Consider the following 15,505-nt stretch of genomic DNA (forward strand, 5'->3'; position numbering starts at 1 on the left):
ATTCAGGCGCTCACGCCATAGACCACGTCCGCCCGGCGCTCGAAGGCCTCGGAAAACATGCGGAACGCGCGGTCGAACATCGCGCCCATGACAGCGCCGAGCATGCGGCTCTTGAATTCGTACTCGATGAAGAAGTGAATATCGCACTCCGCCTCACCGGCCGGCTCAAAGCGCCATTCGTTCTTCAGAAAGCGGAACGGCCCATCCACATAGCGCACATCGATGGCCGCATCGTCCGGTTTCAGCGTCACCTGGCTGGTAAAGGTCTCGCGCAGCGCCTTGTAACCCACGGTCATGTCCGCCACGAGCAGCGTTACGCCGTCGCGCTCCCTGCGTGTGCGCACGCTGAGCGCCTCGCACATGGGCACGAATTCGGGATATTTCTCCACATCCGCGACCAGCGCGAACATGTTCTCGGGCGTGTGCGCCACGCGGCGCACGGTCTCGAATTTCGGCATCAGTTCGCGGCAGCGCCTGCGCCTTCGAGGCGGGCGTCGCGCGCCGCCTTCAGCTTTGCGAAGTCCTCGCCTGCGTGATGCGAGGAGCGCGTCAGCGGGCTCGACGACACCATGAGGAAGCCCTTCGTGTAAGCCACGGTTTCGTATGACTTGAATTCTTCGGGCGTTACGAATTTCTTCACCGGATGGTGCTTGCGCGTCGGCTGCAGATACTGGCCGATGGTCATGAAATCCACATTGGCCGAGCGCAGATCGTCCATGAGCTGCAACACTTCGTTGCGCTCCTCGCCAAGCCCCACCATGATCCCGGATTTGGTGAACATGGTCGGATCGAGCTCCTTGACCTGCTGGAGCAGGCGCAGCGAATGGAAATAGCGCGCGCCGGGGCGCACCTTCAGATAATTGCCCGGAACCGTCTCCAGGTTGTGATTGAAGACGTCGGGTTTTGCCGCAACCACCACTTCCAGCGCGCCGTCCTTGCGCAGGAAATCCGGCGTCAGGATTTCGATGGTCGTTTCGGGAGAAGCAGAGCGGATCGCGCCGATCACATCGGCAAAATGCTGCGCACCGCCATCGGCTAGGTCGTCGCGGTCGACCGAAGTGATCACGACATGCTTCAGCCCCATCTCGCGCACCGCCTTGGCGACGTTTTCAGGCTCGTTCATATCCACCGGACCGGGAATGCCCGTGGCGACGTTACAGAAGGCACAGGCGCGCGTGCAGATTTCGCCAAGGATCATGAAGGTCGCGTGCTTCTTGTCCCAGCATTCACCGATGTTCGGGCAGCCCGCCTCTTCGCACACCGTCACGAGCTTGTTTGATTTCACGATCTCGCGGGTTTCCAGATAGCCCTGCGAGGTCGGTGCCTTGACCCGGATCCATTTGGGCTTGCGCAGCACTTCCTGATCGGGCCGGTGCGCCTTTTCAGGGTGCCGCGGGCGCGGCTTGGCGGTGACAGTATCGAGAATCGTGACCATGTTTGTCCTATCGCGCCCGGCTGGAAGACGAGCGTCCGAATACCCAGAGGATCAGGATCGCGCCGAGAATGGCGATCACCAGATTGCCCAGAAAACCGTAGAACGAGATGCCGACCAGACCGGCAAGCGTTCCGCTGACGAAGGAACCGGCGATGCCAACAAGGATGTTGGTCAGAAAACCATGATCGCGGTTCATCGTTTTCTCGGCCACGTAACCGGCCAGAAAGCCGATCACGAGCAGGCCGAAAAAGCCGACGCCGGGCATCCCCAGAAGACCGTAGCTCTCTTCCATCATCCTGTTCCTCGTTCGATGTTCCCCCGCATATAGTCCAGTTGGCGCGGGGGAAACAGGGCCCTTCAGCCCATTTTACGCGTTGAGCGTACGCCCATAGGCATCGAGCACGCTCTCCTTCATCATCTCCGACAGGGTCGGATGCGGGAAGACCGTGTGCATCAGTTCTTCCTCGGTCGTCTCAAGATTCATCGCAACGACGAAGCCCTGAATGAGCTCGGTAACCTCCGCGCCGATCATGTGCGCGCCGAGAAGCTCGCCCGTCTTCTTGTCGAAGATCGTCTTGACGAAACCCTGGTCTTCGCCGAGCGCAATCGCCTTGCCGTTGGCGGCAAACTGATAGCGACCAACACGGATGTCGCGGCCGGCTTCCTTGGCTTTCGCTTCCGTCATCCCGACGGAGGCAACCTGCGGATGGCAATAGGTGCAGCCCGGGATAAGCCCCTTGTCGAGCGCATGGACACCCGGCACGCCGGCGATCTTCTCGATGCAGATAACGCCCTCATGCTCGGCCTTGTGCGCCAGCATGGGCGGGCCCGCCACATCGCCAATTGCGTAGATGCCCTCAACATTGGTGCGACCGTATCCGTCGACCGCCACACAGCCGCGATCCGTCTTCACGCCAAGGGCTTCAAGTCCAAGGTTTTCGATATTGCCCTGCACACCGACGGCGGAAATCAGCTTTTCGGCCGAAATCTTCTCCACCTTGCCGTCCTTGGTCTCGATATGGGCGGTGATCCCGTCCTTGGTCTTCTCAACCTTGGCAACTTTGGCCTCAAGCTTGAACTTGATGCCCTGTTTCTCGAACTGGCGCTTTGCGAATTTGGAGACTTCCGCATCCTCGACCGGCAGGATCTGCGGCATCAGTTCCACCACGGTCACCTCCGCTCCCATGGTGCGATAGAAGGAGGCGAACTCCATGCCGATGGCGCCGGAGCCCATCACGACGAGCGATTTTGGCATGGTCTTGGGAACCATCGCCTCGAAATAGGTCCAGATCTTATCGCCATCCGGCTCGATGCCCGGCAGAACGCGCGGACGCGCACCCGTCGCAACAATGATGTGCTTTGCCTTGTAGGTGCCTGCACCCTTGGTGTTCTTCGGCATGGGCGGCTGCGGCTGCATCGCCTTTTTGGAGGGCTCGGAAACGACCACCTCGCCCGGCTTGGAAAGCTTCGCCTCGCCCCAGATCACGTCGATCTTGTTCTTCTTCATCAGGAAGCCGACGCCGCCATTGAGGCGCTGAGACACCTTGCGGGAACGGTCGACGACAGCATCCACATCGGCGGTGATCTTTCCGTCGATGGTCAGGCCGTAATCCTTGCCGTTCTCGGCATAATGCTTGATCTCGGCCGAACGCAGCAGCGCCTTTGTCGGGATACAGCCCCAGTTGAGGCAGATGCCGCCCAGATGCTCGCGCTCCACGATTGCCGTTTTTAAACCAAGCTGTGCCGCGCGGACGGCGGTGACATAGCCGCCGGGTCCCGATCCGATGATGATAACGTCGTAATTCTCAGCCACAGCTGGTTTCTCCTTGTCGTCGTATCATTGTCCGGGCGCGGCTTTCACACCGCCGCGCCCCGAGAGTTTTTCAGGCCCGCTGCGCCCCGCGCAGGCCAAAAGCGATGAGCAAAAGAAACACGCCGTTTGAAAGCAGTTCGACGGCGAGAAGAATGCCCAGAATTGTTGCCGCGGCCCATGGCATGTCCGCAAGGATCATGACGCCGAGCAGAAGCGAGACGATGCCCGAGAAGAGCACCCACCCCCAGCCGGAAAGCGGCCGGAATGCGAAGGCATACATGACCTTCACCACACCGAGCACCAGAAACATGATGGCCACGAGAATGGTCAGCGAAATGATCCCGGCAGCCGGTTTGGCAATGATCGAAATGCCGACGGCAAGCGTCAGCAGCCCCAGCAGCAGGGCCCAGAGAAACCCGCCCCAGCCGCGAACGCGAAAGGCCTGCACGATCTGAAGCACACCGAACAGGACGAATGTCCAGGCGGCCAGTATCGCCGCAGTCATGGTGGCTGCGAACGGATTGGCAATTGCCAGAATGCCGCCGACCAGTGAAATAGCTCCCAGCAGGGCCAGCCAGCCCCACGAAGCATGCACGCTTTCATTTTCCACAGTGTTGGCCATGCTTATCCCTCCTTTGTCAAAGTCCAAGCATGTCTCTCACGACCGGGGCGAGCCCCCGGCCAATGGAGCCTGTGTTTTCGGCGTCCAGATGAACGCCGTCAAGCGGGCTCGTCTGAGCCACGCTTCCCGCATCGAAGAAGCCCGCACCCGTCTCATCCGCCAGCGCAGCATAATGACCGGCCAGCCTGGCAGATTCCACTCGGGCGCTTTCAAACAGGGCTGCAAAGTCCGGTTCGGGCGTTTCGCAGGCGGCCGGCGGCGACATGATGAGCACCTTCGGTGCCGGCTCGCCCATCGGATAATCATGCCCGCGCACGATGTCGATCAGACGCTGCATGCCCTGCTTCGCGCCGAAAGCGCGGCCACAGATGAAGGGTTTCATGTCGTTCGTGCCGAGCATGATGACGACCAGATCGAGCGGCGCATGACTGGTCAGAAGCGTTGGCAAGACGCGTGCGCCGTTGCGGTCGGCACCGGATGCGAAATCGTCAAACACCGTGGTGCGGCCGTTCAGCCCCTCGGCGATCACACGCGCACCGCCGCCCAGTTCCGCCTGAAGCACGCTCGGCCACCGATCATCGAAGGAATGCCGTCCGGGGCCGGCGGGGTCATACCCCCATGTCAGCGAATCGCCAAAGCACAGGATGGTCTTCATCGTTTGTCCCCGGAAAGCAGGTCCATATCGCCTAGATCAGCATGGTGAGCGGATTTTCGATGACCTTCTTGAAGGCGGCGAGGAGTTCGGCGCCAAGCGCGCCGTCCACCGCACGGTGGTCGGTCGAAAGCGTCACCGACATCACGGTCGCAACCTTCACCTCGCCATCCTTCACCACGGCCCGCTGCTCGCCAGCGCCAACCGCGAGGATCGTCGCATGCGGCGGGTTGATGACGGCGGCGAAGTCCTTGATGCCGAACATGCCGAGATTGGAAACGGCCGTGTTGCCGCCCTGGAACTCTTCCGTCTTCAGCTTGCGCGAACGCGCCCGCGCGGCCAGATCCTTCATCTCGTTGGAGATCGCCGACAGCGTCTTCTCGTCGGCGCGGCGAATGATCGGCGTGATGAGACCGCCCGGGATCGACACGGCCACGCCCACATCGGCATGTCTGTGCTTCACCATGGCGCTCTCGGTCCACGAGACATTCGCCTCTGGCACCATGGTGAGCGCTTTGGCATGGGTCTTGATGACCATGTCGTTGACCGACAGCTTGTAAGCCGGCTTTTCGCCATCCCCGGTCTTTACCATCGGCGCGGCATCGTTCAACTCCTTGCGCAGCGCCAGAAGCGCGTCGATCTCGCAGTCGAGCGTCAGGTAGAAATGCGGGATGGTGGATTTCGCCTCGACCAGACGACGGGCGATGGTCTTGCGCATGCTGTCATGCGGGATGAGCTCGTAAGAACCTTCCTCGAACAGTTTCATGACCTGATCGTCGGACATGGCCTGCGGCGCGGACGGAGCGGCAGAAGGTGCGGTGGCTGCTTTCGCACCGCCATCCTTGCCGGCGGCTTCCACATCGGCCTTGACGATCCGGCCTTTCGGTCCCGAACCGGCGATGGCGGACAGGTCGAGACCGGCTTCCTTCGCCAGACGGCGGGCGAGCGGAGAAGCGAATACACGCTCGCCATCAGCGGACGGTGCTGCTTTCGCTTCAGCCGGCTTTGCCTCGGATTTGGCCGCGGGAGCTTCTTCCTTTGCAGGCTTTTCCGCCTTGGATTCCACCTTGGGTTCAGGCTTGGAGTCGGAACCGCCCTCGGCAGCTTTCGCCGCCTCGCCCGCATCCTCGCCTTCTTCGGCCAGAACCGCAATGAGCGCGTTGACCTTCACGCCTTCGGTGCCTTCCGGCACGACGATCTTGGCGACGGTACCCTCATCCACGGCTTCCACTTCCATGGTCGCCTTGTCGGTCTCGATCTCGGCGATCACATCGCCGGGCGCGACGCTATCCCCTTCCTTGACCATCCATTTGGCGAGATTGCCCTCTTCCATCGTCGGCGAAAGGGCAGGCATGGTGACTTTGATCGGCATGGTTTCCTCCCCCTCAGTTGCGATAGGAAACGGCTTTCACCGCCTCGACCACTTCGCCGACATTTGGCAGCGCGAGCTTTTCAAGGTTCGCCGCATAAGGCATCGGCACATCCTTGCCCGCAACCGTGATCACCGGCGCGTCGAGATAGTCAAACGCCCGCTGCATCACCTGACTGGCGATATGCGCGCCGACCGAAGACTGCGGATACCCTTCCTCCACTGTCACCAGACGGTTCGTCTTCTTCACCGAAGCGATCACCGTATCGAGGTCCATCGGGCGGATCGTGCGCAGGTCGATCACCTCCACGTCGATCCCCTCACCCGCCAGCTCTTCAGCCGCCTTCACCGCATAGGTCATGCCGATGCCGAAGGAGACGATGGTGGCGTCCTTGCCTTCCTTATGGATGCGCGCCTTGCCGATGGGCAGCACGAAATCATCCATCTTCGGAACGTCAAAGCTCTGGCCGTAGAGGATTTCGTTTTCGAGGAAGATCACCGGGTTCGGATCGCGGATCGCGGCCTTCAGCAGGCCCTTCGCGTCGGCTGCCGTATAAGGCATCACCACCTTGAGCCCCGGGATATGACCGTACCAGGCCGCATAGCACTGCGAATGCTGTGCGGCCACGCGGGCAGCCGCGCCATTGGGGCCGCGGAACACGATGGGCGCACCCATCTGACCGCCGGCCATATAGAGCGTCTTGGCCGCCGAGTTCACGATCTGATCGATCGCCTGCATGGCGAAGTTGAACGTCATGAACTCAACCACCGGCTTCAGCCCTGCAAAGGCCGCACCGACGCCGACGCCGGCAAAGCCGTGCTCGGTGATCGGTGTGTCGACCACCCGCTTGTCGCCGAACTCCTGAAGCAGCCCCTGCGTCACCTTGTAGGCGCCCTGATACTCGGCCACCTCTTCACCCATGACGAAGACGTCGCCATCGCGGCGCATTTCCTCGGCCATGGCGTCGCGTAGCGCCTCGCGCACGGTGGTCGAAACCATTTCCGTGCCTTCGGGAATGTCCGGATCGGACGCCACCTTCACCTCGGGCGCCGCCGGCACCGAACCACCGGACTTGTCTTCCGGTTCATCCTGTTCGCCAGCATCGTCCGCCTCATCGGAGGCTTCCGCCTTGGGCTTCGAAGCGGCCCTGTCGAGATCGGCCTCGCTTTCGCCTTCAGTTAGAAGAAGCGCAATGGCCGTGTTGACCTTCACGCCTTCGGTGCCTTCGGAGATCAGGATTTTTCCGAGCGTGCCTTCGTCCACGGCTTCCACTTCCATGGTCGCCTTGTCGGTTTCGATCTCGGCGATCACGTCACCGGGCGCGACGGCATCGCCTTCCTTCTTGATCCATTTGGAAAGATTGCCCTCTTCCATGGTCGGCGAGAGCGCGGGCATGAGAATTTCGGTTGGCATGTCGGCCCTCCCCTCAAAGCAGAATGTCGGTGTAGAGTTCAGACACATCCGGTTCCGGATCCGTCTGCGCGAATTCGGCCGAATCGCCGACGATGTCGCGCACCTCCTTGTCGATTGCCTTAAGCGCGTCCTCGTCAGCCCATTTCTTGGCCACGAGACGCTGCTTCACCTGCTCGATGGGATCATGTTCGGAGCGCATTTTCTGCACTTCATCCTTGGAGCGGTATTTTGCCGGATCGGACATGGAATGGCCGCGATAGCGATAGGTCTGCATTTCCAGAATGATCGGCCCCTTGCCCGACCGGCACCAGTCCACGGCCAGATCGCCGGCAGCCTTCACCGCGCGCACATCCATGCCATCCACCTGAATGCCGGGGATCTTGAAGGAAAGACCACGATGGGAGAAGTCGGTTTCCGCCGAGGAGCGCGCCACGGCAGTGCCCATGGCATAGCGGTTGTTCTCGATGATGTAGACCACAGGCAGCTTCCACAGCGAGGCCATGTTGAAGCTTTCATAGACCTGGCCCTGATTGGCCGCGCCATCGCCGAAATAGGTGATCGAAACGCTGTCATCGCCGCGATAGCGGTTGGCGAAGGCAAGCCCGGTGCCCAGCGGCACCTGCGCGCCCACGATGCCGTGGCCGCCATAAAACTTCTTCTCCTTGGAGAACATGTGCATGGAGCCACCCTTGCCCTTGGAGTAGCCGTTGCGGCGCCCCGTAAGCTCGGCCATCACGCCGCGCGCTTCCATGCCTGTCGCGAGCATGTGACCATGATCGCGGTAACCGGTGATCACCTGATCGCCATCCTTCATGCTCATCTGCATGCCGACGACGACAGCCTCCTGACCGATATAGAGATGACAGAAGCCGCCGATCAGGCCCATGCCATAAAGCTGGCCGGCCTTTTCCTCGAAGCGACGGATCAGAAGCATTTCACGATAGGCGTGAAGCTCCTGCTCCTTGTCGAAATCTTCTGGCTTTGGGGGTTTGGGTGCCTGAACGGCAGCCCCTGCCGCCCCTTTTTTGGTCGAGCGTGACCTTGCGGCACTTGTCTTGCTTGCGGCTCGCGCCATGCCTTTACTCCCTAGCTGACATTCCGGGGAATTTGTGCAACGGTGGAACCAGGCAGAAATTGCGCCATGAGCCTCCCGTCATCTCCCGCTTATGGTAGATGAAGCTAGCACGTGGAACACAATTCGGCCATTCAAAATCCGCATAGCTGCCATGCAGCTAAATGCTTGGATTTTCACATCTTATTGTTGATTAAGTGAAATTCGGTTAATTTACTAATCGGCGCCAATGAGGATAATCACCTCATTTTCACGGGCCAGATTCAGCGCGCGGCGTGCCTGCTCATCCAGCATGTCCTTCTCAAGACTGCCGTCGTTCACCAGTGCGACCCGATGCTCCAGCTCCTTGCGTTTGGCAACAAGGGCGTCGAGCCGCGCCTGTGCTTCGGCGATCCGCGTCTCAAGCCTGTATTTTGAGTAGATGCCATAGTCGCCATTGTAGGCATGAAAGCCAAAATAGGCGAGAAACAGCCCCGTGATCGTCGGAACGATCAGGCGCCCAGTGTTACGGCGTTTGTGATGACGTGTCCACATGCGGAAAAAACCCTTCTCCCGCATGTGACCATATGTTGCTTAAAGGACCGTTATTTCCCTACGGTCACCTGGAAACTTTATCCGCGCAGGATCGATTTTCCGGCGTAGCGCGCCTGAGGACCGAGCTCTTCCTCGATGCGGATAAGCTGGTTGTACTTCGCCGTCCGGTCCGAACGTGCCAGCGAGCCGGTCTTGATCTGCCCGCAATTGGTGGCAACGGCCAGATCCGAAATGGTCGAATCCTCGGTCTCGCCGGAGCGGTGCGACATCACCGCCGTGTAGCCGGCCTTGTGCGCCGTCTCCACCGCGTCGAGCGTTTCCGTCAGCGTGCCGATCTGATTGACCTTGACGAGGATCGAATTGCCGATGCCCATCTTGATGCCGTCACGCAGGCGCGCGGAATTGGTCACGAACAGATCGTCCCCCACGAGCTGCGCCTTGTTGCCCACCAGATCGGTCAGGATCTTCCAGCCTTCGAAATCGTCTTCCGACATGCCGTCTTCGATGGAGATGATCGGATAGTTGCCGACGAGCTTTGCAAGATACTCGGCCTGCGCCTTGCCGTCGCGCGTCTGGCCTTCGCCCTCATAGACGTATTTGCCTTCCTTGAAGAACTCGGTCGCGGCGCAGTCGAGTGCGATGCCCACGTCCTCGCCCGGCTTGTAACCGGCCTTCTCGATGGAGGCGAGAACGAAGTCGAGCGCATCTTCAGCGCTCTTCAGGTTCGGCGCAAAGCCGCCTTCATCGCCTACATTGGTGTTGTGGCCTGCGTCTTTCAGGCCCGCTTTCAGCGTGTGGAAGATTTCCGAACCCCAGCGCACGGCTTCACGGATGGAGGATGCGCCAATCGGCATCACCATGAATTCCTGGAAGTCGATCGGGTTGTCGGCATGGGCGCCGCCATTGACGATGTTCATCATCGGCACCGGCAGAACATGTGCGGAGGCCCCACCCACATAGCGGTAGAGCGGGAGATTGGTGGCTTCGGCCGCAGCCTTTGCCACCGCAAGCGAAACACCGAGGATGGCGTTGGCGCCAAGGCGGCTCTTGTTGGGCGTGCCGTCGAGATCGATCATTGCCTGATCGATCTGCATCTGGTTTTCCGCTTCAAGCCCGCTCAGGGTCTCGAAGATCTCGCCATTCACCGCATCGACTGCCTGCTCGACACCCTTTCCGAGATAGCGCTTGCCGCCATCGCGCAGTTCAACGGCCTCATGCGCGCCGGTAGAGGCACCCGAAGGCACGGCGGCGCGGCCCATGGAGCCGTCTTCCAGAACCACATCGACTTCGACGGTCGGGTTGCCCCGGCTGTCCAGTATTTCGCGTCCGACAATGTCGAGAATGGCAGTCATTTTAACTCTCTCTGATCTGGAGGTTGGTTCCGGCAGTGTTTACCGGAAGGAACGGCTCGCGCCTGTCTTAGCGCAGACACGTGAAAACTCAATGTCGCGCCTGAGGTTCATGCAGCCTTTGCGATCCGGTCGAACGCCATGAGGCGCTGAAGAAGCCCCTTCATCTCGTGGAGCGGCACCATGTTCGGACCATCAGAGGGTGCGTTGTCGGGGTCCTGATGCGTTTCCATGAAAACACCGGCCACGCCAACCGCAACCGCAGCGCGCGCCAGCGTTTCAACGAATTCGCGCTGCCCGCCGGATGAGCCGCCACGCCCGCCGGGCTGGGCGACGGAATGGGTTGCATCGAAGATGACCGGTGCGCCCATCGCCGCCATCTGCGGCAGGCCGCGCATGTCCGAAACAAGCGCGTTGTAGCCGAACGAGGTTCCCCGCTCGGTCGCCATCACGTTGGGATTGCCCGATTCCGTCACCTTGGCGATCACGTTTTCCATGTCCCAGGGCGCGAGAAACTGCCCCTTCTTCACATTCACCACCTTGCCGGTCTTTGCTGCAGCGATCAGGAGATCGGTCTGGCGGCACAGAAATGCCGGGATCTGGAGCACATCGACCACGTCGGCCACGATCCGGCACTGCTCCTCGGTGTGAACGTCCGTGATCACCGGGAGATCGAATTCCTTGCGGATGTCGGCGAAGATCGGCATGGCCGCATCCAGCCCCGCCCCGCGTTTTCCGGAGAGAGAGGTGCGGTTGGCCTTGTCGAAACTGCTCTTGTAGACGAGGCCGATTCCCAGCTCATCCGTGATTTCCTTGAGCGCGCCTGCCATGTCGAAAGCGTGCTCACGCGTTTCCATCTGACAGGGCCCGGCGATCAGCGCCAGCGGCGCGTCGTTGCCGAAAACGACCTTGCCGACAGTCACACGCGGATTGGGTTTCATTGCGAAGACTCCTCAAAGACAAAAACTGCGCCTTGCCCGGCCGCCGGCGGAACGATGATGGAACCGGCCTGCTCTGCGAACAGGACATCCTGCCTGGATAGTTGCGTGCGCAATCTGGCAATATCCGGACACTGGAAAGCAATCGCCGCAAGATCGAGCCGGCCACGGGGCGCAACACGGTCAAGACCAAAGGTCTCTCTATAGCGCCCGGGCGTCATCACGCTCAAAACGGCATTGCCAAGCGGCAGATCGAGTTGGTCCTCCTGAACACTCTCAGGGGTCTTGGTCGAGAACGCTTCCAGGAATCCCGCATGATCTGCAGGTGCGGAGGCAAGCAGGATGATCCGCGCCGTCCCCGTTACGCCGTTCGGATGCGTTTCCAGCGCGCCGCGTCCCGCAGACGCCAGGTTCACACGCTGGCAGGTGAAAAAGAAATGACCGTCCGAATCTTCCGGGGCAGCAAAGGCCAGCCGGAACGATGCAGTCGCCTCCTGTCCGGAGGAATCGCGAAACGGACGCGAAAATGAAAGCGGATCGCCGGCCGATATGCCAGAATCGACAAAGCGCTTGTGATCCTCATCGGCGTCGCCGGTTCCAAGAACCACCGCCGAAAAGCCTTCATCACCGAATTTTTCGCGAAACACGCCGTCACGCTGCACGAAAACATTGCCTGCAGCTTCCGCCTCAAGCGCAGCCTGCGGGGCCACCCGGCTCAACGGTTCGAGATAAGACCCGTCTGCGAAGAAAACGCAGCAGTTCCCGGTTCCGAACGGGTGAGCAGCATCCGCTGCCACCGTGAAGCCGAGCGTTTCCAGACGCCCGCGCGCAACCGCCAGATCGGCGGTTGGCAAAACACAATGGTCGAGCTTGCGTGGAGGATGCACGTCGTCTTCAGAAACCATGCACCGCATGTGCCCTAAGGGCTGACGCTTTGCAAGGCCTTCACCGATGAAGGAAATCACCCCGCCTCGCAGCGGGGTGAGATTTTTACACGAGGCGCGACTGTTCCACCGCTGCTTCAATGAAGGAAGCAAAGAGCGGATGCGGCTCGAAAGGCCGGCTCTTCAGCTCAGGGTGATACTGCACGCCGATGAACCAGGGATGATCGGGATATTCGACCGTTTCCGGCAGAACGCCGTCGGGTGAAAGACCGGCGAAGACCAGTCCGCACTCTTCGAGCTTCTGACGATAGCCGATGTTCACCTCGTAGCGATGGCGGTGACGCTCGGAAATCTCCTCGGAGCCATAGATCCCCGCAATCTTGGAGCCCTCGACAAGCTTCGATTCGTATGCGCCGAGACGCATTGTGCCGCCGAGGTCGCCGGAGGCCGTGCGCTTCTCGAGCATGTTGCCCTTGAGCCACTCGGTCATCAGGCCGACGACCGGTTCGCTGGTCGGGCCGAACTCCGTGGAGGAAGCCTTTTCGATCCCGGCCAGAGACCGGGCCGCCTCGATACAGGCCATCTGCATGCCGAAACAGATGCCGAAATACGGCACCTTGCGTTCGCGTGCGAACTTGGCGGCGAGAATCTTGCCTTCCGCGCCGCGCTCGCCGAAGCCGCCCGGCACCAGAATGCCATGCACCTTCTCAAGCCACGGTGCCGGGTCTTCCTTCTCGAAGATTTCCGCCTCGATCCATTCGAGCTTCACGCGCACCCGGTTTGCCATGCCGCCATGCGAAAGCGCTTCGATCAGCGACTTGTAGGCGTCCTTCAGCCCGGTATATTTGCCGACCACGGCAATCGTGACCTGGCCTTCGGGATTGTGGATGCGGTCCGTGACCTCTTCCCAGCGCTCCATACGGGGCTTGGGCGCCGGATCGATGCCGAAAGCCGACAGCACTTCCGAATCGAGGCCTTCCTCGTGATAGGCCATCGGCACGTCGTAGATATGCGCCACATCGAGCGCCTGGATGACGGCCGATTCGCGCACATTGCAGAAGAGCGACAGTTTGCGCCGTTCTTCCGCGGGGATTTCCCGGTCCGCGCGCACCAGAAGGATGTCAGGGGCAATGCCGATGGAGCGCAATTCCTTCACGGAATGCTGCGTCGGCTTGGTCTTGAGTTCGCCGGCTGCCGGTATCCACGGCATCAGGGTCAGATGCACATAGACGGCGTTGCCGCGCGGCAGTTCATTGCCGAGCTGGCGAATCGCTTCGAGGAAGGGCATCGCCTCGATGTCGCCGACGGTTCCGCCGATTTCGCACAGAACGAAATCGTAATCGTCATTGCCTTCGAGGACGAACTGCTTGATCTCGTCGGTAACGTGCGGGATCACCTGCACCGTGGCGCCCAGATAGTCGCCACGACGCTCTTTTTCCAGAATGTTCTGGTAGATCCGGCCTGTGGTGATGTTGTCCTGCTTGTTGGCCGAGCGCCCGGTAAAGCGCTCGTAATGGCCAAGGTCCAGGTCGGTTTCGGCACCGTCATCGGTGACGAAAACCTCACCGTGCTGATAGGGCGACATCGTGCCCGGATCAACATTCAGGTAGGGATCGAGTTTACGGATGCGAACGCGGTACCCACGGGCCTGTAACAGCGCGCCAAGGGCCGCTGCTGCAATGCCTTTTCCGAGGGAGGAGACCACGCCGCCGGTTATGAAAACATATCGCGCCATGGGACTCATCGCTTAACCGGACACAGGCGATTCCGCCAGCAAAAAATAACGAGACGCAAATCTTTTTGCGCCCCGCGGTGAATAAGTTTTGCGATTGGCAAAGCCGGCCGCAGCTCAGGCGACCGGTCAACCTCGCGGCACGGAGCTTACTGCCCCGTGGGAACCTGATCTTCAGGATTGGCGTCAGCCGGAGCCGCAGGCTCCTCGGTGGGAGCAGAGGCGCCCGCACCGCCAAGCTGGTCGAGAACGCCACCCGAACCTTCCGTCTGCTCGCTTCCGGCAGGGATACGGTCCAGAATGTCCGTCGGGCTCGCGCCGTAACGGGCGATCAGCGACAGGGCCAGCGATGTCGCAAAGAACGCCGCCGCCAGAATGGCCGTCGTGCGCGTCAGGGCATTGGCCGCGCCGCGCGCGGACATGAAACCGGAACCGCCGCCGATGCCAAGCCCGCCACCCTCGGAGCGTTGCATGAGGACGACGCCAACCAGCGCGACCACGACGATCAGATGAATGACGATGATAACGGTCTGCATGTTTCCTTCCGGCTCTCCGGCTCGAAGCATCCGCCTCAATGCGGACGCGGCTCATTACACGGCTTTTGCCGATTTTCCAAGACCGCTGGAAATTCGCGTCCTGGTGCCTGTAAAATTTTTCCAGAAAACGGAGCCATACGCATCCGTTTCGGGGCATTTATGACGGTTTTCGGTCAAACCAGCCGGAATTCGCGAATTCCCGTCAAACCCATCCTCACATAGGCGCTTGCTGCTGTAACGCAAGCGTTTTCTCTGTCTCAGACCGGACAGGCAGCCGCAATCGCCAGAAAATCCACCGCCTTCAGGCTCGCCCCGCCGACGAGCGCGCCATCCACATGCTCGACCGAAAGCAGTTCCGTCGCGTTGCCCGGTTTGACCGACCCTCCATAAAGAATCCGCATCTTCCCGGCCTCTTCTCCCAAAAGCTTTTCCAGTTCGCCGCGAATGTGCCTGTGTGCTTCAGCAACGTCCTCAACCGTTGGCGTCAAGCCGGTCCCGATGGCCCAGACAGGTTCGTACGCAACCACCGTGTTTTTCGCCTGTGCGCCTTTGGGAACGGACCCGAGAATTTGCCGTGAGAGAACCGAAAGCGTTTCGCCCGCTTCGCGCTCCGCCTTTGTCTCGCCGATACAGATCACCGCCGTCAGCCCGGCACGCCAGGCGGCTTCCGCCTTGTCGGACACGAGGGCGTCGGTCTCGCCGTGATCCGTGCGGCGCTCCGAATGGCCGACCAGAACATGGGTCGCGCCGGCATCCGCCAGCATTTCGGCCGAAACATCGCCCGTATGCGCACCGGATGCCGCCGTGTGGCAATCCTGTCCGCCAAGATGAACCCTTTCACCCAGCGCATCCCGCGCCAGCATCATCAGCGTTGCCGGCACGCACAGAAGAGCTTCGGCGCCGTTGAACGTTCCCTCGCCTATGGCCTTCAATTCGCCAGCATCGGCGCTCATACCGTTCATTTTCCAGTTGCCTGCGATCAAGGGGCGAATTCCGGGCGTCATGGGCGGTGTCCTCAACAAAACCAAACTCGGCAGCCTCCCTAGCAAAAACGCGGGCTGATGCAAAAGCAATTGGGACGGCAATTCCCACTCCGCTATCGACACTTGGCGTCTGGGACGCTATTGCGCTTCGGTGGGAACACTGCCCCGAATA

At 60.7% G+C, this 15,505-nt stretch carries 16 protein-coding genes; all 16 read right to left on the bottom strand.

Annotated features, from left to right (window positions below):
* Positions 1-2: 2 nt before the first annotated feature.
* Positions 3-458 carry a type II toxin-antitoxin system RatA family toxin gene (locus KUG85_RS03105; RefSeq protein WP_065817463.1) on the bottom strand — a complete coding sequence of 152 codons (456 nt, stop codon included), beginning with the start codon at positions 456-458 and terminating at the stop codon, positions 3-5.
* Positions 458-1,435 (bottom strand): lipoyl synthase, encoded by a 978-nt coding sequence (gene lipA / locus KUG85_RS03110; RefSeq protein ID WP_223004088.1) that lies wholly within the window; start codon positions 1,433-1,435, stop codon positions 458-460. Before lipA ends, KUG85_RS03105 begins: the two co-directional genes overlap by 1 nt.
* A gap of 7 nt (positions 1,436-1,442) precedes the next feature.
* Complete coding sequence (locus tag KUG85_RS03115; RefSeq protein ID WP_223004089.1) at positions 1,443-1,727, bottom strand: GlsB/YeaQ/YmgE family stress response membrane protein; 285 nt, start codon at positions 1,725-1,727, stop codon at positions 1,443-1,445.
* A 75-nt stretch (positions 1,728-1,802) separates the two neighbouring features.
* Complete coding sequence (gene lpdA, locus KUG85_RS03120) at positions 1,803-3,248, bottom strand: dihydrolipoyl dehydrogenase (RefSeq protein ID WP_223004090.1); 1,446 nt, start codon at positions 3,246-3,248, stop codon at positions 1,803-1,805.
* Between the two features lie 70 nt (positions 3,249-3,318).
* On the bottom strand, positions 3,319-3,870 hold the full coding sequence (locus KUG85_RS03125; RefSeq protein ID WP_223004091.1) for an HdeD family acid-resistance protein: 552 nt from the start codon (positions 3,868-3,870) through the stop codon (positions 3,319-3,321).
* A gap of 16 nt (positions 3,871-3,886) precedes the next feature.
* Positions 3,887-4,525: an SGNH/GDSL hydrolase family protein gene (locus tag KUG85_RS03130; RefSeq protein ID WP_223004092.1), complete on the bottom strand. Its 639-nt coding sequence runs from the start codon at positions 4,523-4,525 to the stop codon at positions 3,887-3,889.
* Between the two features lie 31 nt (positions 4,526-4,556).
* Positions 4,557-5,894 carry a pyruvate dehydrogenase complex dihydrolipoamide acetyltransferase gene (locus tag KUG85_RS03135; protein ID WP_223004093.1) on the bottom strand — a complete coding sequence of 446 codons (1,338 nt, stop codon included), beginning with the start codon at positions 5,892-5,894 and terminating at the stop codon, positions 4,557-4,559.
* A gap of 13 nt (positions 5,895-5,907) precedes the next feature.
* A complete protein-coding gene (locus tag KUG85_RS03140) occupies positions 5,908-7,305 on the bottom strand; it encodes a pyruvate dehydrogenase complex E1 component subunit beta (protein WP_223004094.1) in 1,398 nt (465 codons plus the stop codon).
* Positions 7,306-7,318: 13 nt separating this feature from the next.
* Positions 7,319-8,380 (bottom strand): pyruvate dehydrogenase (acetyl-transferring) E1 component subunit alpha, encoded by a 1,062-nt coding sequence (gene pdhA, locus KUG85_RS03145; RefSeq protein ID WP_065817470.1) that lies wholly within the window; start codon positions 8,378-8,380, stop codon positions 7,319-7,321.
* Positions 8,381-8,593: 213 nt separating this feature from the next.
* Complete coding sequence (locus KUG85_RS03150) at positions 8,594-8,911, bottom strand: FtsB family cell division protein (RefSeq protein ID WP_223004488.1); 318 nt, start codon at positions 8,909-8,911, stop codon at positions 8,594-8,596.
* Positions 8,912-8,988: 77 nt separating this feature from the next.
* Positions 8,989-10,263 (bottom strand): phosphopyruvate hydratase, encoded by a 1,275-nt coding sequence (gene eno / locus KUG85_RS03155; RefSeq protein ID WP_065817471.1) that lies wholly within the window; start codon positions 10,261-10,263, stop codon positions 8,989-8,991.
* A 107-nt stretch (positions 10,264-10,370) separates the two neighbouring features.
* A complete protein-coding gene (kdsA, locus tag KUG85_RS03160; protein ID WP_223004095.1) occupies positions 10,371-11,201 on the bottom strand; it encodes a 3-deoxy-8-phosphooctulonate synthase in 831 nt (276 codons plus the stop codon).
* Entirely contained in the window at positions 11,198-12,103 is a 906-nt protein-coding gene (locus KUG85_RS03165; RefSeq protein ID WP_223004096.1) for a VOC family protein, read from the bottom strand. The genes kdsA and KUG85_RS03165 overlap by 4 nt, the downstream gene beginning before the upstream one ends.
* An 85-nt stretch (positions 12,104-12,188) precedes the next feature.
* Complete coding sequence (locus KUG85_RS03170; protein ID WP_223004097.1) at positions 12,189-13,817, bottom strand: CTP synthase; 1,629 nt, start codon at positions 13,815-13,817, stop codon at positions 12,189-12,191.
* 146 nt (positions 13,818-13,963) lie between these two features.
* Entirely contained in the window at positions 13,964-14,350 is a 387-nt protein-coding gene (gene secG, locus KUG85_RS03175; protein ID WP_065817475.1) for a preprotein translocase subunit SecG, read from the bottom strand.
* A 257-nt stretch (positions 14,351-14,607) separates the two neighbouring features.
* Positions 14,608-15,354, bottom strand: coding sequence for a triose-phosphate isomerase (gene tpiA / locus KUG85_RS03180; RefSeq protein WP_223004098.1), 747 nt, complete (start codon positions 15,352-15,354; stop codon positions 14,608-14,610).
* Positions 15,355-15,505: the final 151 nt, after the last annotated feature.

It is taken from the genome of Nitratireductor rhodophyticola (genome assembly GCF_019891355.1).
GTDB lineage: Bacteria > Pseudomonadota > Alphaproteobacteria > Rhizobiales > Rhizobiaceae > Nitratireductor > Nitratireductor rhodophyticola.

What these genes read in the sequence shown, in the direction of transcription:
- KUG85_RS03105 (WP_065817463.1), bottom strand. Translation starts at nt 458, where the DNA reads ATGCCGAAATTCGAGACCGTGCGCCGCGTGGCGCACACGCCCGAGAAC.
- lipA (WP_223004088.1), bottom strand. Translation starts at nt 1,435, where the DNA reads ATGGTCACGATTCTCGATACTGTCACCGCCAAGCCGCGCCCGCGGCAC.
- KUG85_RS03115 (WP_223004089.1), bottom strand. Translation starts at nt 1,727, where the DNA reads ATGGAAGAGAGCTACGGTCTTCTGGGGATGCCCGGCGTCGGCTTTTTC.
- KUG85_RS03125 (WP_223004091.1), bottom strand. Translation starts at nt 3,870, where the DNA reads ATGGCCAACACTGTGGAAAATGAAAGCGTGCATGCTTCGTGGGGCTGG.
- KUG85_RS03130 (WP_223004092.1), bottom strand. Translation starts at nt 4,525, where the DNA reads ATGAAGACCATCCTGTGCTTTGGCGATTCGCTGACATGGGGGTATGAC.
- KUG85_RS03135 (WP_223004093.1), bottom strand. Translation starts at nt 5,894, where the DNA reads ATGCCGATCAAAGTCACCATGCCTGCCCTTTCGCCGACGATGGAAGAG.
- KUG85_RS03140 (WP_223004094.1), bottom strand. Translation starts at nt 7,305, where the DNA reads ATGCCAACCGAAATTCTCATGCCCGCGCTCTCGCCGACCATGGAAGAG.
- pdhA (WP_065817470.1), bottom strand. Translation starts at nt 8,380, where the DNA reads ATGGCGCGAGCCGCAAGCAAGACAAGTGCCGCAAGGTCACGCTCGACC.
- KUG85_RS03150 (WP_223004488.1), bottom strand. Translation starts at nt 8,911, where the DNA reads ATGTGGACACGTCATCACAAACGCCGTAACACTGGGCGCCTGATCGTT.
- eno (WP_065817471.1), bottom strand. Translation starts at nt 10,263, where the DNA reads ATGACTGCCATTCTCGACATTGTCGGACGCGAAATACTGGACAGCCGG.
- kdsA (WP_223004095.1), bottom strand. Translation starts at nt 11,201, where the DNA reads ATGAAACCCAATCCGCGTGTGACTGTCGGCAAGGTCGTTTTCGGCAAC.
- KUG85_RS03165 (WP_223004096.1), bottom strand. Translation starts at nt 12,103, where the DNA reads ATGGTTTCTGAAGACGACGTGCATCCTCCACGCAAGCTCGACCATTGT.
- KUG85_RS03170 (WP_223004097.1), bottom strand. Translation starts at nt 13,817, where the DNA reads ATGGCGCGATATGTTTTCATAACCGGCGGCGTGGTCTCCTCCCTCGGA.
- secG (WP_065817475.1), bottom strand. Translation starts at nt 14,350, where the DNA reads ATGCAGACCGTTATCATCGTCATTCATCTGATCGTCGTGGTCGCGCTG.
- tpiA (WP_223004098.1), bottom strand. Translation starts at nt 15,354, where the DNA reads ATGACGCCCGGAATTCGCCCCTTGATCGCAGGCAACTGGAAAATGAAC.